This window comes from Streptomyces sp. NPDC102360 (assembly GCF_044766085.1).
Taxonomy (GTDB): domain Bacteria; phylum Actinomycetota; class Actinomycetes; order Streptomycetales; family Streptomycetaceae; genus Streptomyces.
The window spans coordinates 170,616-189,271 of sequence record NZ_JBIWLG010000002.1 but is presented as its reverse complement, the minus strand read 5'-3'; the positions used below and the strand labels follow the sequence as shown (position 1 = coordinate 189,271).

17 protein-coding genes and 2 pseudogenes are annotated in these 18,656 nt (G+C 71.3%); 15 read left to right on the top strand and 4 right to left on the bottom strand.

Annotated features, from left to right (window positions below; translation table 11 throughout):
- Positions 1–103: 103 nt before the first annotated feature.
- Both ACIRHA_RS10465 and ACIRHA_RS10460 read right to left on the bottom strand, forming a co-directional pair.
- Positions 104–463 carry an SsgA family sporulation/cell division regulator gene (locus tag ACIRHA_RS10465; protein WP_327666043.1) on the bottom strand — a complete coding sequence of 120 codons (360 nt, stop codon included), beginning with the start codon at positions 461–463 and terminating at the stop codon, positions 104–106.
- A gap of 237 nt (positions 464–700) precedes the next feature.
- Positions 701–841: a hypothetical protein gene (locus tag ACIRHA_RS10460; protein ID WP_403844520.1), complete on the bottom strand. Its 141-nt coding sequence runs from the start codon at positions 839–841 to the stop codon at positions 701–703.
- 58 nt (positions 842–899) lie between these two features.
- On the opposite strand from ACIRHA_RS10460, the gene ACIRHA_RS10455 reads away from it, so the two are divergent.
- The 7 genes from ACIRHA_RS10455 (at position 900) to mgtA (ending at position 8,774) form a co-directional block, all read left to right on the top strand.
- Entirely contained in the window at positions 900–1,982 is a 1,083-nt protein-coding gene (locus tag ACIRHA_RS10455) for an ABC transporter ATP-binding protein (protein WP_403842644.1), read from the top strand.
- A 28-nt stretch (positions 1,983–2,010) separates the two neighbouring features.
- Positions 2,011–3,225 carry an ABC transporter substrate-binding protein gene (locus ACIRHA_RS10450; RefSeq protein WP_403842641.1) on the top strand — a complete coding sequence of 405 codons (1,215 nt, stop codon included), beginning with the start codon at positions 2,011–2,013 and terminating at the stop codon, positions 3,223–3,225.
- A 1-nt stretch (position 3,226) separates the two neighbouring features.
- The gene (locus ACIRHA_RS10445) at positions 3,227–4,135 is read left to right on the top strand and encodes an ABC transporter permease (RefSeq protein WP_403842638.1); all 909 of its coding nucleotides are present in this window, start codon (positions 3,227–3,229) and stop codon (positions 4,133–4,135) included.
- Positions 4,136–4,147: 12 nt separating this feature from the next.
- Positions 4,148–4,963 (top strand): ABC transporter permease, encoded by an 816-nt coding sequence (locus ACIRHA_RS10440; protein WP_403842634.1) that lies wholly within the window; start codon positions 4,148–4,150, stop codon positions 4,961–4,963.
- Positions 4,964–5,039: 76 nt separating this feature from the next.
- Positions 5,040–5,591: an MSMEG_1061 family FMN-dependent PPOX-type flavoprotein gene (locus tag ACIRHA_RS10435; protein ID WP_403842631.1), complete on the top strand. Its 552-nt coding sequence runs from the start codon at positions 5,040–5,042 to the stop codon at positions 5,589–5,591.
- 68 nt (positions 5,592–5,659) lie between these two features.
- On the top strand, positions 5,660–6,022 hold the full coding sequence (locus tag ACIRHA_RS10430; RefSeq protein ID WP_403842628.1) for an ArsR/SmtB family transcription factor: 363 nt from the start codon (positions 5,660–5,662) through the stop codon (positions 6,020–6,022).
- Positions 6,023–6,137: 115 nt separating this feature from the next.
- Complete coding sequence (gene mgtA, locus ACIRHA_RS10425; RefSeq protein WP_403842625.1) at positions 6,138–8,774, top strand: magnesium-translocating P-type ATPase; 2,637 nt, start codon at positions 6,138–6,140, stop codon at positions 8,772–8,774.
- A 10-nt stretch (positions 8,775–8,784) separates the two neighbouring features.
- Here the strand turns inward: mgtA and ACIRHA_RS10420 are convergent, their stop codons facing one another.
- A complete protein-coding gene (locus ACIRHA_RS10420; protein WP_403842623.1) occupies positions 8,785–10,284 on the bottom strand; it encodes an LCP family protein in 1,500 nt (499 codons plus the stop codon).
- Between the two features lie 113 nt (positions 10,285–10,397).
- Here ACIRHA_RS10420 and tatA point away from each other — a divergent pair.
- The 5 genes and pseudogenes from tatA to ACIRHA_RS10395 form a co-directional block, all read left to right on the top strand.
- A pseudogene (gene tatA, locus ACIRHA_RS10415) lies at positions 10,398–10,559 on the top strand (Sec-independent protein translocase subunit TatA); the annotation flags it as partial.
- 53 nt (positions 10,560–10,612) lie between these two features.
- Positions 10,613–11,188 carry a TerD family protein gene (locus ACIRHA_RS10410; protein WP_403842620.1) on the top strand — a complete coding sequence of 192 codons (576 nt, stop codon included), beginning with the start codon at positions 10,613–10,615 and terminating at the stop codon, positions 11,186–11,188.
- Between the two features lie 97 nt (positions 11,189–11,285).
- Positions 11,286–11,867 (top strand): TerD family protein, encoded by a 582-nt coding sequence (locus tag ACIRHA_RS10405; protein WP_403842617.1) that lies wholly within the window; start codon positions 11,286–11,288, stop codon positions 11,865–11,867.
- A pseudogene (locus tag ACIRHA_RS10400) lies at positions 11,864–12,923 on the top strand (acyltransferase family protein). The gene ACIRHA_RS10405 and the pseudogene ACIRHA_RS10400 overlap by 4 nt, the downstream one beginning before the upstream one ends.
- A gap of 10 nt (positions 12,924–12,933) precedes the next feature.
- Positions 12,934–13,656: an endonuclease V gene (locus ACIRHA_RS10395; protein WP_403842615.1), complete on the top strand. Its 723-nt coding sequence runs from the start codon at positions 12,934–12,936 to the stop codon at positions 13,654–13,656.
- Here ACIRHA_RS10395 and ACIRHA_RS10390 read toward each other — a convergent pair.
- Positions 13,628–14,809 carry a saccharopine dehydrogenase family protein gene (locus ACIRHA_RS10390; RefSeq protein WP_403842612.1) on the bottom strand — a complete coding sequence of 394 codons (1,182 nt, stop codon included), beginning with the start codon at positions 14,807–14,809 and terminating at the stop codon, positions 13,628–13,630. The genes ACIRHA_RS10395 and ACIRHA_RS10390 overlap by 29 nt on opposite strands.
- A 244-nt stretch (positions 14,810–15,053) precedes the next feature.
- Between ACIRHA_RS10390 and ACIRHA_RS10385 the strand changes: the two genes are divergently transcribed.
- Genes ACIRHA_RS10385 through ACIRHA_RS10375 form a run of 3 tightly spaced genes read left to right on the top strand, consistent with a single transcriptional unit; the run spans position 15,054 to position 18,622 of the window.
- On the top strand, positions 15,054–16,211 hold the full coding sequence (locus ACIRHA_RS10385) for a CaiB/BaiF CoA transferase family protein (protein ID WP_403842609.1): 1,158 nt from the start codon (positions 15,054–15,056) through the stop codon (positions 16,209–16,211).
- Between the two features lie 8 nt (positions 16,212–16,219).
- Entirely contained in the window at positions 16,220–17,362 is a 1,143-nt protein-coding gene (locus tag ACIRHA_RS10380) for an acyl-CoA dehydrogenase family protein (protein ID WP_403842607.1), read from the top strand.
- A gap of 45 nt (positions 17,363–17,407) precedes the next feature.
- Positions 17,408–18,622, top strand: coding sequence for an acetyl-CoA C-acetyltransferase (locus ACIRHA_RS10375; RefSeq protein WP_403842604.1), 1,215 nt, complete (start codon positions 17,408–17,410; stop codon positions 18,620–18,622).
- The last annotated feature ends 34 nt before the right edge of the window (positions 18,623–18,656 follow it).

Genomic DNA, 18,656 nt, shown 5'->3' with positions numbered 1-18,656 from the left:
CTTCTCCTATCGGCGGCAACAGAACCGTCAACCAAGGTAGAAGGACCTGCCGGAGCCGTCAAAGGATTTAACCGGCGCCGGATTCAATGGGCGCCGGGTTGACTCAGCAGGCGTCCCGCAGCAGCTCCTCCAGGTCGGCGTCCACGTCCACGTGCGACGCCTCCTCGCCGACCGGCACCAGCTCCGTCGTCTCCGCCAGGAAGTGGCGCAGCTCGCCGGTGCGGATGTGCACGATCGCCGTGCCCTCCGTCGCGTGGAACTCCAGGACCGTGCGGTCGTACCCGTACGGCTTCACCCGTACGTCACCCGCCCCCGCCGGGCTGCTCACCCCGCTGGCGAGCAGCTCACGGGCGAAGGTCCAGCTCACGGCGACGCCTTCGAGGGTGGCCGGGGCCGGGAAGGACATGCGCACGGCGAACGGGTCGCGGACGTCGTAACGCAGAGTCGCCGGAATGTGCGCCATGCGCGGCGCGGCGGCGACGAGACGGGCCTCGACGGCTTGCTCGATGACGGACAACGCCTGCTCCCTTGTGACGGCTGGACGGTGGACCACTGCACGGCCTCATATGAATAGACGGCGGAATGAGGGAATCCGTGCGCCTGAAGCCGGTCGAAATTCGAGTGACCTCTGTCACCGGATTCAACCGTGGTGCGGATGTGACCGTCGGCACCCTCCGGGAACAGGGGAGGGGCGCGGCCTTCAGCTCAGCGGCCGCCGGAACCTCTCCGGTTCGGGGGCCGCCCCCGCCGTGTACTGCTCGTCGAGCCAGGCGACACGCGCCGGGAGAAGGACGTCGACGCGATCGGCGGGTGCCGTGTACGTCAATTCCAGTACAAACATGATCGGCAGGTTACTCGCACTCTTGTGGCCGTGGTTGAAGTGTGCATGATCTACTGCTATGGCTACCGCCAAGGAGAGCGCAGCGATCGGGCTGCGGGGGCTGTGCAAGTCGTTCGGTGAAGTGCGCGCCGTCGACGGGCTGGAACTCGACGTCGCCGAGGGCGAGTTCTTCTCGCTGCTCGGCCCTTCCGGATCCGGCAAGACGACCGTGCTGCGGCTCGTCGCCGGTTTCGAGACCCCCTCGGGCGGCACGATCCACCTCGCGGGCGAGGACGTGACCAGGCGCGCGCCCTTCGAACGCGACGTCACCACCGTCTTCCAGGACTACGCCCTGTTCCCCCACATGAACGTCGAGCAGAACGTCGGCTACGGCCTGAAGGTGCGCGGCGTCCCGCGCCGGGAACAGGTCGAGCGGGTCCGCGCCGCCCTCGCGTCCGTACGCCTCGAGGACTTCGGCGGGCGCAGGCCGGGACAGCTCTCCGGCGGACAGCGCCAACGCGTCGCCCTGGCAAGGGCGTTGGTGGTGCGCCCCCGCGTCCTGCTGCTCGACGAGCCCCTCGGCGCCCTCGACCTCAAGCTGCGCGAACAGATGCAGGTCGAGCTGAAGGAGTTGCAGCGCGAGGTCGGCATCACCTTCGTCCTCGTCACCCACGACCAGGCCGAGGCCCTCGCCCTCAGCGACCGCGTCGCCGTCATGAACGCAGGACGCGTCGAACAGGTCGGCACACCAAGGGAGTTGTACGAGAGCCCGGCCTCCGCCTTCGTCGCGTCCTTCGTCGGCACCTCCAACACGCTCACCGGGGCCGCCGCAGAGCTGCTCGTCGGGAGAGCGGGCACGTTCGGTGTCAGGCCCGAGAAGATCCGCGTCCTCGACCCCGGTGCGGAGCACGCCCGCGATGACCACAGCGAGGTGCGCGGCACCGTGGCCGACGCCGTGTACCTGGGGGACAGCACCCGCGTCGTCGTCGACACCGACGCGGGCGTGCGCTTCGTCGTCGTACGCCAGAACACCGGCCCCGCCGACAGCACGGGCGGTACGGGCGGCCCTGACGACACGGCGGACGCGCCCGCGCCGCCCGGCGCCCGCGTCCTGCTGCGCTGGCATCATCGGCACAACGTCCCTCTGCACCAGCCAAGTTGACTCACCCCGACGATCTGGGAGTGTTCACGTGCGCGCAACCCGAACCCTGATGGCCGGCGCCGCGCTCGGCGGCCTCCTGCTCGCCACCGCCTGCGGTTCCTCCGACGACGACGGCGGTGGTGCCAAGAGCGCGCCCGGCGGGCAGGGCTTCACCCCGCCGAAGATGTCCGCCCCGAAGTCCCTCGGCAAGACCGAGGGAAAGATCAACCTCATCGCCTGGGCCGGCTACGCCGAGGACGGCTCCAACGACCCCAAGGTCGACTGGGTGCACCCCTTCGAGAAGCGGACCGGCTGCCAGGTCTCCACGAAGGTCGCCGGCACCTCCGACGAGATGGTCAACCTGATGAAGACGGGCCAGTACGACGCCGTCTCCGCGTCCGGCGACGCCTCGCTGCGCCTGATCGCGTCCGGCGACGCGGCCCCCGTCAACACCGATCTCGTGCCCAACTACCGGGATGTTTTCCCGGGGTTGAAGATGCAGCCCTGGAACTCGGTCAAGAAGGTCGCGTACGGCATCCCGCACGGCCGCGGCGCCAACCTCCTCATGTACCGCACGGACAAGGTGAAACCCGCGCCCGACTCCTGGAAGGCCGTCTTCGACGACGCCGGGCGGCACAAGGGCCGCGTCACCGCGTACGACTCGCCGATCTACATCGCGGATGCCGCCCTCTACCTGATGAAGACCAAGCCGGACCTCGGCATCAAGGACCCCTACGCCCTCGACCAGAAGCAGTTCGACGCGGCGGTCGGCCTGCTGAAGAAGCAGAACGCCGACGTCGGCGAGTACTGGAGCGACTACCTCAAGGAGGTCTCCGCGTTCAAGAGCGGCGACTCCGTCGTCGGCACCAGCTGGCAGGTCATCCTGAACACCGCGCAGGGCGAGAAGACGCCCGTGAAAGCGGTCCTGCCGAAGGAGGGTGCCACCGGCTGGTCCGACACCTGGATGGTGTCCGCCAAGGCCGAGCACCCCAACTGCGCCTACAAATGGCTCGACTGGATCGTCTCACCGAAGGTGAACGCCCAGGTGGCCGAGTACTTCGGCGAGGCCCCCGCCAACGCGAGGGCCTGCGAGGAGACCAGCGACCCCGAGCACTGCGCGACGTATCACGCCGACGACGCCGCGTACTGGAAGAAGGTCCACTTCTGGACCACACCCATCCCGCAGTGCCTCGACGGCCGCACCGACACCAAGTGCGTGCCGTACGCGAAGTGGGTGCAGGCGTGGACGGAGATCAAGGGGTGACGTGTCACTGACCTCGAAGCGGGCCGGCGGGGGCCCGAAGCGGGCCGCCGGAGTCTCGAAGCGCGCCGCCGGGGTGCTGCACCGCAGCCCCCGGCTCCGCCTGTCCCTGCTGCTCGCCGCACCCCTGACCTGGCTGGTCGTCGCCTACCTCGGCTCGCTCGCGGTCCTGTTCCTCTCCGCGCTGTGGACCACGGACCCGTTCACGTCGGACATCGTTCGCACCTGGACACTCGACAACTTCAAGGCACTGTTCACGACCGGCGTGTACCGCCAAGTCGCCCTGCGCAGCGTGGGAGTCGCGCTCGGCGTGACGGCGCTGTGCATCGTCATCGCCTTCCCGATCGCCTTCTACACGGCGCGCGTCGCCAAGCCGCGGTGGCGCCCGCTCCTGGTCGTCGCGATCCTCACACCCCTGTGGGCGAGCTACCTCGTCAAGGCATACGCGTGGCGCGTCATGCTCGCCCAAGGGGGCCTGCTCGACTGGCTGTTGAAGCCCTTCGGTCTCGACGCACCCGGCTACGGGCTCGTCGCGACGGTCCTCGTCCTGACCTACCTCTGGCTCCCGTACATGATCCTGCCGATCCACGCCGGCCTCGAACGCGTCCCCGACAGCATGCTCGACGCCTCCGCCGACCTCGGCGCCCGCCCCTGGCGCACCTTCCGCACGGTGCTGTTCCCGCTCGTCCTGCCGTCGGTGGCGGCCGGCTCGGTCTTCACGTTCTCGCTCAGCCTCGGCGACTACATCGCTGTCCAAATCGTGGGCGGGAAGACGCAGTTGATCGGAAATCTCGTCTACGCGAATATCACGCTCGACCTGCCGCTGGCGGCGGCGCTCGGCACCGTACCGGTCGTGGTGATCGTCTTGTACCTGCTGGCGGTGCGCCGCACGGGCGCGCTCAGCAGCCTCTGAAGGGGGCCAGAGATGCACCTGTCCCGCCCGGCACGCATCGCGCTCCGCGCCGGCGCCGCCCTCGGCTTCGCCGTCATCTACGTCCCGCTGCTCCTGGTCGTCATCAACTCGCTGAACCCCGACCGGAGTTCGGGCTGGCCGCCGCCCGGCCTCACCTTCGACTGGTGGCGCGACGCCTGGCACAGCGCGGGCGCGCGGGACGCGCTGTGGACGTCGGTGAAGGCGGGCATCGGTGCCACGGCGATCGCGCTCGTCCTCGGCACGCTCGTCGCCTTCGCCGTCTCCCGCTACCGGTTCTTCGGCCGCGAGGCGATCTCCTTCGCGGTGGTCCTGCCGATCGCGCTGCCGGGCATCGTCACCGGTGTCGCCCTCAACACGGCCTTCCGTACGGTCCTCGAACCGATCGGCATCGGCCTCGGCCTGTTCACGGTGATCGTCGGTCACGCCACGTTCTGCGTCGTGGTCGTCTTCAACAACGTGGCGGCCCGGCTGCGCCGCCTCGCCTCCTCGTACGAGGAGGCGGCGATGGACCTCGGGGCCGGCCCCTTCCGCACCTTCCGTGACATCACGTTCCCGCTGATGCGCTCGGCGCTGGCGGCGGGCGGCCTCCTCGCGTTCGCGCTGTCCTTCGACGAGATCGTGGTGACGACGTTCACGGCGGGTGCGGGCGTCCAGACCCTCCCCGTCTGGATCTTCTCCAACATGGCCAGGCCCCAGCAGGCCCCCGTGGTCAATGTGGTGGCGGTCGTGCTGGTCCTGTTGTCGGTGATCCCCGTGTACGTGGCGCAGCGGCTGTCGTCGGACACGGCGGCCGGGAGTCGGGTGTGAGCGGGGACTTGTAAGGTGACCCTTAGTTAACGTCGTATAGGGTTCGGGAATCAACCACCCTGACCCAGGAGTCGGCTTGTCGCACGCCCCGCATGCCACGGACACCTACGAAGAGCTGCGCTCCCCGGAGCAACTGCGCGAGATCCTCGGCGAGCCGTGGCCCATCGTGATCGAGAAGGTGCACGGGGAACTCACCGAGAAGGACCGGGGGTTGCTGGCCCGCTCCCCGTTCTGCCTGGTCTCCACGTCGGACGCGGACGGCAACTGCGACACGTCACCGCGCGGCGACGCCCCCGGCTTCGCGCACGTCGTCGACGACCGCACGATCGCCCTGCCGGACCGCCCGGGCAACCGCCGCGGCGACAGCTTCCACAACATCCTCCAGAACCCGCACGCGGGCCTGCTCTTCCTGATACCCGGCGCCACGGACGTCCTGCGCATCAACGGCCGCGCCCGCGTCCTCACCGACGCCCCCTTCTTCCCGGCCATGGCGGTCAAGGGCCAACCCCCGACCCTGGCGCTCCTCCTGCACATCGACGAGATCTACCTCCACTGCCCCCAGTCCCTCCGCCGCGCGGGCCTGTGGCGCCCGGAGACGTGGGAGGGCGGGGCACCGCGAAACACGTGAGGGCGGCGCCCGCCTAGACTTGCCCCGTACGTACACCGGGGAGCGCGGCGCGGGACAGGAGAAGGTCTGTGGTGGCAGGGGCCAGGCGGTTCGAGGATCCGTCCGCCGATGTGCTCGCCGAGGCGGCCGAGGCGTTCGCGCTGCTCGCCTCGCCGGTGCGGCTGCACATGGTGTGGGCCCTGGCGCAGGGCGAGAGCGATGTGAGCGGGCTCGCCGAGCGGGTGGGCGGCGCGCTGCCCGCCGTCAGCCAGCACCTGACCAAGCTGAAGCTCGCCGGCCTCGTACGGTCCCGGCGCGAGGGCCGCCGGCAGGTGTACTACGTCGACGACCCCGAGGTCGTGAGCGTGGTCCACCTCATGATCGGCCAGCTCACCGAGCGCGCCGAGCAGGCCAAGGCGCCGGTGCGCCGCCTGCGTGGCGCGGGAGCCTGAAGGCCTGCCCGTGGGCCTGTCGTCAGACTCCCGTCTGCGTCGCGGCGTCTGGCACGCACGCTCGCGGCGTTACCGAAAAGCCCAGGTAGCTCCGCTACCAGGACTTCCCGGCGCCTTGCGATCGCACGCACCGGACGCCGCGACGCCGCCCTTCGGGCAACGACGGGAGTCTGATGACAGGCCCACGGCTGCTCCCGAACCGGCCGAGCGGACCGGATCGCTGCCGCAGCCGCGTACCGCCCCCGAAGGACCGACCACCCTGCAGACGCTGCGCGCCCTGGACACGAGTCCGCGCGGACTGACCACGGACGAGGCCGAACAGCGCCTGGCCCGGCACGGCGGCAACACGCTGCCCACCGCCCGGCAGCCCTCCTGGCCGCTGCGGATGTGGCGCAGCCTGCGCGACCCGTTCACCACCGTGCTGTTCTGCCTCGGACTCGTCTCCGCGCTCGTCGCCTCCTGGGGCACGGCCTGCGTCATCCTCGCCCTGGTCATCGTCAGCAGCGTGCTGCGCACGCACGGCGAGTACCGGGCCGACCGGGCCGGCGCCGGGCTGCGCGAACTGGTCGCCGGTACCGCGAGCGCGCTGCGCAGGGACGGCCCCGGCGAGGAACCACGGGTGCGCGAGATACCCGTCGACGACCTCGTGCCCGGCGACGTGGTGCGCCTCGCCCCCGGCGCCCTGGTCCCCGCCGACGTACGCCTGCTGAAGGCGCGCGGCCTCACCGTGCACCAGGCCGCCCACACCGGCGAGTCCGCGCCCGTGCCGAAGGAGCCGGCCGACCTGCCGGACGGGGACGGCGAGGGGCACCTGCTGTTCCAGGGCAGCAGCATCGCCTCCGGCAGCGGTACCGCCGTCGTCCTCGCGACCGGCGCCGACACCCGGTTCGCCGCCGTGCACAGCGCGCGCCGCGACCGTCCCGCGAGCGCCTTCGACCGCAGCGTGCACGGCATCTCCTGGGTACTGATCCGCTTCATGCTGCTCACCCCGCCGCTGGTCCTGATGGCGAACGCGGCGGTGCGCGGCCGTGGCCTGGAGACCCTGCCGTTCGCGGTGGCCGTGGCGGTCGGCCTCACCCCGGAGATGCTGCCGGTCATCGTCACCATCTGCCTGGCCCGCGGCGCCTCCCTCCTCGCCCGCTCGCACGGCGTCATCGTGCGCCGCCTCCCCGCCTTGCACGACCTCGGCGCCGTCGACGTGCTGTGCGTCGACAAGACCGGCACCCTCACCCGCGACCAGCCCGCCGTCGACCCCGACCGCACCGACCCCGAGGCCCTGCACTGGGCGGGCGCCTCGGCCTGGTGGACGCTTCAGACCGCCGAACTCACCGACCCCGACCCGCTCGACGAGGCGCTGCTCGCGGCCACGGGACCCGAGGACTGGGACGCGTACGACGGGGTCGACGCCCTGCCCTTCGACCCGGTACGCCGCCTGGCCACCGCCGTCGTCAAGGAACCCGGCACACTGGGCGTGCACGTCCTCGCGGTGAAGGGCGCCGTGGCGGAGGTCCTGGAGCGCTGCGCGCTCGACGAGGACGAGCTGGCCGCGGCGCACAAGCGGGCGGACGACCTCGCCGCGGACGGCGTGCGCCTGCTGGCCGTGGCCACCGCGAGGCGTGCCGCCCGCGCCCGTGGTTACACCCCGGCCGACGAACGCGGCCTGACCTTCCAGGGCTTCGTCGCCTTCCACGACGCCCCGGCCGACACCGCGCACGACGCCGTACGCGCCCTCGGCGAGCGCGGCGTCACCGTCAAGGTGCTCACCGGCGACCACCCGGCCACCGCCACCCGCGTCTGCCGCGACGTGGGCATCGAGCCCGGCGAGGTCGTCGTCGGCGCCGACATCGAGCACCTCGACGACGAGCGGCTGGGGGAGCTCGCTGCCCGCACCACCGTGTTCGCCCGCTGCACCCCCGAGCACAAGGCCCGCGTCATCGCCGCCCTGCGCGGCCGCGGCCACACCGCCGGATTCCTCGGCGACGGCGTCAACGACCTGCCCGCGCTGCGCGCCGCCGACGTCGGCGTCTGCCCCGCCGGGGGCGTCGACGTCGCCCGCGAGAGCGCGCACGTGGTGCTCGCCGACAAGGACCTCACGGCCCTCGAACACGCCGTCGTGGCGGGCCGGCACTCCAGCGCCAACATCGCCTCGTACCTGCGGATCACGCTCTCCTCCAACCTCGGCAACGTGATCGCGATGCTCGCGGCGGGCCTGCTGCTGCCGTTCCTGCCGATGCTTCCGCCGCAGGTCCTCGTCCAGAACCTGTGCTTCGACGTGGCCCAGCTCGCGCTCGCCTTCGACCGGCCACGCACGGCCGCGCTGCGCCGCCCCACCGTGCTGCGGCCCCGGCCCTTCCTGCGCTTCATCACCGGATTCGGCGCCCTGGGCGCGCTCGCGGACATCGCGACCTTCGGCGCGCTCGCCCTGTGCCTGCCCGGCTCCCTCGGCCCCGGCGACCAGCAGGGTTTCCACGCGGGCTGGTTCACGGAGAACCTGCTGACCCAGGCCCTCGTGATGCTGTTGCTGCGCACGGGCCGCCGGACCGCCGAGGGCCGCACGCCGGGCCCCGTGCGCTGGGCGGCGACGGGCCTCGCGGCCGTCGGCGTCCTGCTGCCGCTGACCCCGCTCGGCCCGTGGCTCGGCGTCTCGGGCCTGCCGCCGCTCTACTATCCGCTGCTCGCGGCGATCCTCGTGGCGTACGCGCTGGCGCTGGTCCTGCTGCGGCGCAGGGGCAGCTGGGCGGACCGCCCGTAGGGCACGCGAGTCACCCGTACGACAGGTGCGAGCAGATGTCCTGGTCCGCCGAGCGCGCGGTGTCGGCCACGCCGGAGGGCACCGTCGTCGGGGTCGGCGTCGGCGAGGCCGCGCTGCCCGGCCGGTAGTCCGCGCCGAGGACCACGCCGATGCCAGGGGCCGTGCCCGCGGTCAGCTCGGCGTCGGGGAACAGCCGGGCGACGGCCGAGGCGTGGGCCTTCTCGCCGGGGCCGTAGGTGATGGTCGTGGTGGGGCGGGCCCGGTCGGCGGCGTTGCCCGTCGCCGGAACCGTGAAGCCGCGGCCGGTGAGCGCGGCGGCGGCGTCGGCCGCGAGGCCCGGCGTGGCGGTGCCGTTGTAGACGCTGACGGAGACGCCCTCGCCGGAGACCTCCCCGGTGGCGCTCGCGCTGGGCGAGGCACCGGACTTGGCGCCGGACGTGGCACCGGACTTGGCGCCACCCCCTTCGCCCTTCTTCCCGCTCGCGTCCTTGCCGTCGAGCGTGCGGTCCTCCTTGAGCGCCGCCCACAGCGCGTCCGCGTCCGGGTGCACGACGGCGACGCGATCACCCTCGTACTTCCAGGGGATGGTGACGAACTTGGTGTTGTGCAGGTCGACGTCCTTCAGGGACATCGCGAACGCGAGCAGTCTGTCCGCGGATCCGAGACCGGGGTCGACCGTCATCGACTTCGTGGCGGCGTCGGCGAGCGGCAACAGCTTCGTGGGGGTGAAGCCGTCGGACTTGATCTTCTTGATGAGGCTGGAGACGAAGGACTGCTGGCGCTGGATGCGGCCGATGTCGGAGCCGTCGCCGATGCCGTGCCGAATACGGACGTAGTCGAGCGCCCGCTGCCCGGCGACCGTCTGCTCGCCCTTCTTGAAGAGGCGCTTGCCCTGCGTGGGCCGGTTCGGGTTGAGGTCCTTCTGGTAGACGTCGTTCGGCAGGCAGACCCGGACGCCGCCGACCACGTCGGTGAGCTGCGAGAAGCCCTTGAAGTCGACGACGACGGTGTGGTCCACGCGCAGCCCGGTGAGCCGCTCGACGGTGTTCTGCGTGCAGGCCGGATTGCCCTGGGCGGTCTGGCCCGTCGTATAGGCCGCGTTGAACATCACGTCGGCGCGCGCGGCGCTCCACGTACCGTCGGGCAGCTTGCACGGCGGGATCGTGACCAGGGTGTCGCGGGGGATGGAGACGCCGACGGCGTGCCGGTGGTCGGCGTAGACGTGCAGCAGGAACGCGGTGTCCGAGCGGCCGATGTCGTGTCTGTCGCCGCCGCCGAGGTCGCTGTTCCCGCCGGTGCGCGCGTCGGTGCCGATCACCAGCACGTTCTCGCCCTTGGACGTGTCGGCGGGCCGGTTCCTGGACAGTCCGTCCGAGCCGAACGTGTCGATGTTGCCGTTCAGCTTCAGGTACAGCCACCCGGCGCCTGCCGTGATCAGGACGAGCACCGCGAGGCCCGTCACGAGTGTGACCCGCAGTCGGCTGCGCTTACGCCGTCGCCCCATACCCATGCCCTTGCTGTCGGTCCACCCATTGGTTGTACAGTTGCGCAATGTAGCAAGCGCGGCTGTGAGGGTGGCACGCCCACCCGGCCGCGGTCCGACCACGACAAGAGGTGAACGCCATGTTCCGAAACGCACTGGAGCCCTGGCACCTGTTGGTCCTGGGCGTCGTGATCATCGTGCTCTTCGGATCCAAGAAGCTGCCGGACACCGCACGCTCCCTGGGCAAGTCTTTGCGCATCCTCAAGAGTGAGACGAAGGCCATGAAGGAGAGCGACGAGACCGCGGCACCACTTTAAGCTTTGCGCAAGTGTTGGAAATGATGGAGGTAACAGCTGTGGGAGTTTCCCTGGCCAAGGGCGGCAATGTCTCGCTCAGCAAGGAGGCGCCGGGCCTGACCGCGGTAACGGTCGGCCTGGGCTGGGACGTGCGCACGACGACCGGTACCGATTACGACCTCGACGCGAGCGCCCTGCTGTGCGACGCGGCCGGGAAGGTGGTCTCGGACCGGCACTTCGTCTTCTACAACAACCTCACCAGCCCGGACGGCTCCGTCGAGCACACCGGGGACAACCTCACCGGTGAGGGCGAGGGCGACGACGAGAGCGTCAAGGTGAACCTCGCCGCGGTGCCCGCCGAGGTCGACAAGATCGTCTTCCCGGTGTCGATCCACGACGCCGAGACGCGCGGCCAGAGCTTCGGCCAGGTCCGCAACGCGTTCATGCGCGTCGTGAACCAGGCGGGCGGCGCCGAGATCGCCCGTTACGACCTCTCCGAGGACGCCTCCACCGAGACCGCGATGGTCTTCGGCGAGCTGTACCGGCACGGGGCGGAGTGGAAGTTCCGCGCCGTGGGCCAGGGCTATGCCTCGGGCCTGGCCGGCATCGCGCAGGACTTCGGCGTCAACGTCTGAGGCACGCGCCGCACCGGCGCCGCCCGCTCCGGGGATCCGGGCGGGCGGCGCCGCGTACGCCCCCCCGACCCCCGACCGCCCGATCAGAAAGCATCGCATGTCCGTGAACCTGGCCAAGGGCCAGCAGATCAGTCTCAGCAAGGACACCGGCGACGCCCTCACCCTCGTGCGCATGGGACTCGGCTGGCAGGCCGCGCCCCGTAAGGGCTTCCTCGCCAAGCTGACCGGCACCCGTGAGATCGACCTCGACGCGTCCGCCGTGCTCTTCTCCGGGCAGAGCTACGTCGACGTCGTCTTCTTCCGTCACCTCGTCAGCGAGGACGGCTCGGTGCGGCACAGCGGCGACAACCTCGTGGGCGGCACCGGGCAGGCCGACGACGAGTCCATCGCCGTCGAACTCCCGCGCGTGCCACGGGAGGTGGACCAGATCGTCTTCACCGTGAACTCGTTCACCGGGCAGACCTTCGCCGAAGTGGGCAGCGCGTACTGCCGACTTGTCGACGAGACCACCGGGCAGGAACTCGCCCGCCACACGCTCGAGGGCGGTGGCAGGCACACCGCGCAGATCATGGCAAAGGTCCAACGCGAAGGCGCCGGGTGGCAGTTGAGAGCGATCGGGGAGCCGGCGGCGGGCCGGACCTTCCAGGACCTGATGCCCGCGATCACCCGCCACCTGTGAGCCTGACGGCGGTCCCCGCCGCCCGCACGGAGGTGCGGGCGGCCGGGGGCCGGGACGCCTTCTACGACAACGCCAAGTACCTGGCGATCGTGCTCGTCGCGATGGGGCACGCGTGGGAGCCGCTGCGCGACGACAGCCGTGCGGCGGCCGCGCTCTACACCACGGTCTACGCGTTCCACATGCCCGCGTTCATCGTCATCTCCGGCTACTTCTCGCGTTCCTTCGACGCGAGCCCCGGCCGGCTGAAGCGGCTGATCACGGGCGTGGCCGTGCCGTACGTGGTGTTCGAGGTCGTCTACACCTTCTTCAAGCGGACGGCGGGCGACGACCCCGGCTATCCGATCAGCCTGCTCGACCCCTGGTACCTCACCTGGTTCCTGATCGCGCTCTTCGTGTGGCGGCTGACCACGCCGCTGTGGAAGGTCATCCGTTGGCCGCTGCCGGTGGCGCTGTCCATCGCGGCGCTCGCCTCGGTCTCGCCCAGCATCGGGCGACGACCTGGACCTGCAACGGGTCCTGCAGTTCCTGCCGTTCTTCGTGCTCGGCCTGGTCCTGAGGCCGGAACACTTCCAGCTGGTGCGCCGCAAGGAGGCGCGGATCCTCGCGGTGCCGGTGTTCGCGGCGGCCCTGCTGTTCGCGTACTGGGCGGTGCCGAGGATGAACGCGGCCTGGTTCTACCGGCGGGACAGCGCCCAGGAGTTGGGGGCGCCCGGCTGGACCGGTGTGGCCATGACGCTGGCCATGTTCGGCTGCTCGGCGATCCTCGTCGCGTGCTTCCTCGCGTGGGTGCCGGGGCGCAGGCTCTGGTTCACGGCGCTCGGTGCGGGGACGCTCTACGGCTATCTGCTGCACGGCTTCCTCGCCAAGGGCTCCCGCTTCTGGGACTGGTACGAGGCCGCCTGGGTGCACACCCCGTGGGGCGAGATCGTGGTGACGCTCATCGCGGCGGCCGTGATCACCGTGCTGTGCACACCACCGGTGCAGCGGATGTTCCGGTTCGTGATGGAGCCGAAGATGGAGTGGGCGTTCAGGCGGGAGCCTAAAGGCAGGAGCTAGGGTCGGGCGCATGACGATCACGGGGGTGCCCGAGGGCCGGCCTGCGGATGAGGATGCGGCGCGCGGCGTGCAGGACGCGCTGCGCGATCGTGTCGTACGGGACGAGGCAGGGCCGCCGCCGGGTGTCGGCCCGGTCACCGGGATCGACGTCGCGTACGACGACGAGCGGGGCGTCGTCGCCGCGGCCGCCGTCGTCCTCGACGGGGTGACGCTCGACGTGGTCGAGGAGGCGACGGCCGTCGGTGAGGTCGCCTTCCCTTACGTTCCAGGCCTGTTGGCGTTCCGCGAGATCCCGGCGGTCGTGGGCGCGCTGGAGGCGCTGACCACCGACCCCGGACTCGTGGTCTGCGACGGCTACGGGCTCGCTCACCCGCGCCGCTTCGGCCTGGCGAGTCACCTCGGCGTGCTCACCGGGCTGCCCACCATGGGCGTCGCGAAGAACCCGTTCGTCTTCTCCCACGGCGAGTTGGGCGCGCGGCGGGGGAGCGCGGTGGCGCTGCTCGACGGCGACGAGGAGGTCGGCCGCGCGCTGCGCACCCAGGACGGCGTGAAACCGGTGTACGTGTCCGTGGGCCACCGGATCTCGCTCGACAACGCGTGCGCGCACGCGTTGTCGCTCACGCCGAGGTACCGCGTCCCGGAGACGACCCGCCGGGCCGACCGCCTGTGCCGGGACGCGCTCGCCGAACTCGTCGGCGACACGGTCAGCGTTCGGCCGCGACCCGGAACGTGATGCCGGCCGACCGCAGCCGCTCGATGAGCGCGTCGCCCATCGCCTCCGCGGTCGTCACCTGCCCTGCCGTCTCCGGCAGTTCGTCCCGTACGAGGCACATCGCGGACTCGGCGAGCATCTTCGCGGTCTCGCCGTAGCCGGGGTCGCCGCCGGACACCTCCGTGTAGACGCGGCGCCCGCCGCCCTCACCCACGAACCGCACCGAGAACCGGCTCTTGGCCCGGCGCGCCTCGTCGGGCCCGTCGCCCGGCTTCAGCCGCCCGCTCAACCACCGTCGGACAGGCGGCACTTGGGACGCGGCGAACAGTGTGCCCATGCCCACCACTCCGCCCAGCGCGAACGGCAGCGTCTTCACGGCGGCGTAGTGCCGGTAGCGGAAGTCGGGGCCGTAGCGCTCGACGGCCCGCGCCGAGCGCTGCACCACCTGCGGGTCGATCGTCGGCAGCGGCAGGGCCCACGCGCCGATCTCCTTGGCGTAGTGCGGGGTGCCGGTCGGCGCGTACGCCGTGCGGTCGATCGGGCGGGGCTCGTGGCGGCGCCGCTCCTGCTGGGCGGCGAGCATCTGCCGGGCTCGCGAGAACTGGTTCAGGGCGGACGCGAACGTGCCGCCGGAGAGCGTCGCCTTCGTCCGTACGAAGCCGTCGACACGCAGCGGTACGCCCTCCGGCAGCTGCTTGACGGTGTAGTAGGCGCCCAGGTCGTGCGGGATGGAGTCGAAGCCGCAGGCGTGCACGATGCGGGCGCCGGTGTCGCGTGCGAGGGCGTCGTACCGCACGTACATGAGGTCCACGAACTCCGGCTCACCGGTGAGGTCCACGTAGTCGGTGCCCGCGCTCGCGCACGCGGCGACCAGCCCTTCGCCGTACTCCAGGTACGGGCCCACGGTCGTCGCCACCACGCGCGTGTTGACGGCCAGTTCGCGCAGCGACGCCCGCTCGGCGACGTCCACGCGCACCAGCGGGAGCACCGCGCACTCCGGGTTGATCTCGGTCAGCCGCTCGCGCAGCCGCTCCAGCTTCGTGGTGTCGCGACCGGCGATCGCCCACCGCAGCCCCTCGGGCGCGTGGGCCGCGAGGTACTCGGCGGTGAGCACCCCCACGAACCCCGTCGCCCCGAAAAGCACCACGTCGTACGTCCTGCTCGACTCGTTCATGCCACCCCTCACCCTCGTCGCGCGCCGTTGCCGGTGGCCGAGGCTAGCCCCTGCGCACTGGCGCGCGGCACCGGGGCCGCCTCAATCGCCGGGTCCGGGGCGGAGCCCCGTGACGTGGGACCGGCGGGGCGGGACCGGCAAAATTGGCTAAGCGCTTGCTTGCCGGGGGCTTGTGCTGGGCGGGACGGGTTCATAGCATCACTGGTGTTACATCAGTTGTGTCACAAGCTGGGGGCGTGGCGGGATGGCAGTGGCAGGGACCGAAAGCGATGGCCGGCGCGGCGGGCCGCTCGCCGGGGTGCGCGTGGTGGAGCTGGCCGGGATCGGTCCGGGCCCCTTCGCCGCGATGCTCCTCGCCGACCTCGGGGCCGACGTCGTACGCGTCGACCGGCCCGGTGGCCAGGCGCTCGGGGTTCCCCCGGAGTACGACGTCACGAACCGCAACAAGCGCTCCGTGGTCGTCGACCTGAAGGCCGAGGACGGCGCCGAACGGGTGCTGCACCTCGCCGCGCGCGCCGACGTGCTGATCGAGGGCTACCGGCCCGGTGTCGCCGAGCGGCTCGGCGTCGGCCCCGAGGACTGCCGCCGCCGGAACCCGAAGCTGGTCTACGGCCGGATGACCGGCTGGGGCCAGGAGGGCCCGCTCGCCCAGCGCGCGGGCCACGACATCGGCTACATCGCGCTGACCGGCGCCCTCGGAATGACGGGCGACCCCGACCGGCCGCCGGTGGCCCCCGCGAACCTGCTCGGCGACTACGCGGGCGGCTCCCTCTACCTCGTCGTCGGCATCCTCGCCGCCCTGCACCACGCCCGCGACACCGGTACGGGACAGGTCGTCGACGCCGCGATCGTCGACGGCACCGCCCACCTCGGCACGATGATCCACGGCATGCTCGCGGCCGGCGGCTGGCAGGACCGGCGCGGGGCCAACCTCCTCGACGGCGGCGCCCCGTTCTACGGCACGTACGAGACGGCCGACGGCAAGCACATGGCGGTCGGCGCTCTCGAGCAGCGGTTCTACGGTGAGTTCGCCGAACTTCTGGAACTCGGCGAGGTGGCCGATGCCCGGGGCGACCTGGGGCGCTGGGACGAGCTGCGCACGGCCGTCGCCGCCCGCTTCAAGGAACGTACGCGGGACGAGTGGGCGGCCGTCTTCGAGGGCTCGGACGCCTGCGTCGCGCCCGTGCTCTCCCTCGGCGAGGCCCCGCACCACCCGCACCTCGCCGCCCGCGGCACCTTCGTCGACCACGGCGGCCTCACCCAGCCGGCGCCCGCGCCCCGCTTCTCCGCCACCCCCACCAGCATCCACTCGGGCCCCGCCCAGCCCGGCGCCGACACCTCCGACGTCGCCCGCGACTGGGACGTGCCGACCCTGAACGAGCCCACCACGAAAGGCAGTTGATCGCGAGCATGGAACGACGCCTGTTCACCGCCGAGCACGAGGCGTTCCGCGAGACCGTGCGCACCTTCCTCGCCAAGGAGGTGACGCCGCACTACGAGCAGTGGGAGAAGGACGGCGTCGTCTCCCGCGAGGCCTGGCTCGCCGCCGGGCGCCAGGGCCTGCTCGGGCTCGCCGTGCCCGAGGAGTTCGGGGGCGGCGGCAACGCCGACTTCCGCTACCCCGCCGTGCTCGCCGAGGAGTTCACGCGCGCGGGCGCCTCCGGAATCGCCGTCGGCCTGCACAACGACATCATCGGCCCCTACTTGACCTCGCTCGGCACCGAGGAGCAGAAGCGGCGCTGGCTGCCCGGCTTCTGCGAGGGCTCGATCATCAGCGCCATCGCCATGACCGAACCCGGCGCCGGATCCGACCTCCAGGGCATCCGCACCACCGCCGAGGACAAGGGCGACCACTGGCTGCTCAACGGGTCGAAGACCTTCATCTCCAACGGGATCCTCGCCGACCTCGTCATCGTCGTCGCCAAGACGACCCCCGAGGGCGGCGCGCACGGCCTCTCGCTCCTCGTCGTCGAGCGCGGCATGGAGGGCTTCGAGCGCGGCCGCAACCTCGACAAGATCGGCCAGAAGGCCCAGGACACCGCCGAGCTGTTCTTCAACGACGTCCGCGTCCCGAAGGAGAACCTGCTCGGCGAGCTCAACGGCGCGTTCATCCACCTGATGACGAACCTCGCGCAGGAGCGCATGGGCATCGCCGTCGCCGCGATCGCCGCATCCGAGCACCTCCTGGAGATCACCACCCAGTACGTGAAGGAGCGCGAGGCCTTCGGCCGGCCGCTCGCCACGAAGCAGCACATCCGCTTCGAGATCGCCGAGATGGCCACCGAGTGCGCCGTCACCCGTACGTTCCTGGACCGCTGCATCGAGGACCACTCGGACGGGCGACTCGACGCCGTGCACGCCTCCATGGCCAAGTGGTGGGCGACCGAACTGCAGAAGCGGGTCGCCGACCGGTGCCTCCAACTGCACGGCGGGTACGGGTACATGACCGAGTACCGCGTCGCGAAGGCATTCACCGACGGGCGCATCCAGACCATCTACGGCGGCACGACCGAGATCATGAAGGAGATCATCGGGCGCTCGCTGCTGTCCTGAAGCCCACCCTCACCCCCTGTTCCGCCGCTTCGAAAGGCACCTCCCGTGACCACAGACGCGTACGTATACGACGCGATCCGCACCCCGCGCGGCCGCGGCAAGGCCAACGGCTCCCTGCACGGCACCAAGCCGATCGACCTGGTCGTCGGCCTGATCCACGAGATCCGGAGCCGCTTCCCCGACCTCGACCCGGCCGCCATCGACGACATCGTGCTCGGCGTCGTCGGGCCCATCGGCGACCAGGGCTCCGACATCGCGCGCATCGCCGCCATCGCGGCCGGACTGCCCGACACGGTGGCCGGCGTGCAGGAGAACCGCTTCTGTGCCTCGGGCCTGGAGGCCGTCAACCTGGCGGCGATGAAGGTCCGTTCGGGCTGGGAGGACCTCGTCCTCGCCGGCGGCGTCGAGTCGATGTCGCGCGTCCCGATGGGCTCGGACGGCGGCGCCTGGGCGATGGACCCGATGACCTCGTACGAGACCGGATTCGTGCCGCAGGGCATCGGCGCCGACCTCATCGCGACGATCGAGGGCTTCTCGCGCCGCGACGTCGACGAGTACGCCGCCATGTCGCAGGAGCGGGCGGCCGCCGCCGTGAAGGACGGCCGGTTCACGCGCTCGATCGTGCCGGTCAAGGACCGCAGCGGACTGACCGTGCTCGACCACGACGAGCACCTGCGCCCCGGTACGACGGCCGACTCGCTCGGCAAGCTGAAGCCGTCGTTCAAGGACATCGGCGACCTCGGCGGCTTCGACGCGGTGGCGCTGCAGAAGTACCACTGGGTCGAGAAGATCGACCACGTGCACCACGCGGGCAACTCCTCCGGCATCGTCGACGGCGCCTCGCTGGTCGCCATCGGCTCCCGTGAGGTCGGCGAGCGCTACGACCTGACCCCGCGCGCCCGCATCGTCTCCGTCGCGGTCTCCGGCTCCGAGCCGACGATCATGCTGACCGGTCCCGCGCCCGCCAGCCGCAAGGCGCTCGCCAAGGCGGGCCTGACCATCGACGACATCGACCTCGTCGAGATCAACGAGGCGTTCGCGGCGGTCGTGCTGCGCTTCGTGCGGGACATGGGCCTGTCCCTGGACAAGGTCAACGTCAACGGCGGCGCGATCGCGCTCGGCCACCCGCTGGGCGCGACCGGCGCGATGATCCTCGGCACCCTCGTCGACGAGCTGGAGCGCCAGGACAAGCGGTACGGCCTGGCCACGCTGTGCGTGGGCGGCGGCATGGGCATCGCCACCGTCGTCGAGCGCGTCTGATCCTCGTCCCGAACCCCCTTACGGAGCTACGCAG

Coding starts and splice junctions, on each gene's coding strand:
- ACIRHA_RS10465 (WP_327666043.1), bottom strand. CDS start 463: ATGGCGCACATTCCGGCGACTCTGCGTTACGACGTCCGCGACCCGTTC.
- ACIRHA_RS10460 (WP_403844520.1), bottom strand. CDS start 841: ATGTTTGTACTGGAATTGACGTACACGGCACCCGCCGATCGCGTCGAC.
- ACIRHA_RS10455 (WP_403842644.1), top strand. CDS start 900: ATGGCTACCGCCAAGGAGAGCGCAGCGATCGGGCTGCGGGGGCTGTGC.
- ACIRHA_RS10440 (WP_403842634.1), top strand. CDS start 4,148: ATGCACCTGTCCCGCCCGGCACGCATCGCGCTCCGCGCCGGCGCCGCC.
- ACIRHA_RS10420 (WP_403842623.1), bottom strand. CDS start 10,284: ATGGGTATGGGGCGACGGCGTAAGCGCAGCCGACTGCGGGTCACACTC.
- ACIRHA_RS10405 (WP_403842617.1), top strand. CDS start 11,286: ATGTCCGTGAACCTGGCCAAGGGCCAGCAGATCAGTCTCAGCAAGGAC.
- ACIRHA_RS10395 (WP_403842615.1), top strand. CDS start 12,934: ATGACGATCACGGGGGTGCCCGAGGGCCGGCCTGCGGATGAGGATGCG.
- ACIRHA_RS10390 (WP_403842612.1), bottom strand. CDS start 14,809: ATGAACGAGTCGAGCAGGACGTACGACGTGGTGCTTTTCGGGGCGACG.
- ACIRHA_RS10385 (WP_403842609.1), top strand. CDS start 15,054: ATGGCAGTGGCAGGGACCGAAAGCGATGGCCGGCGCGGCGGGCCGCTC.
- ACIRHA_RS10380 (WP_403842607.1), top strand. CDS start 16,220: ATGGAACGACGCCTGTTCACCGCCGAGCACGAGGCGTTCCGCGAGACC.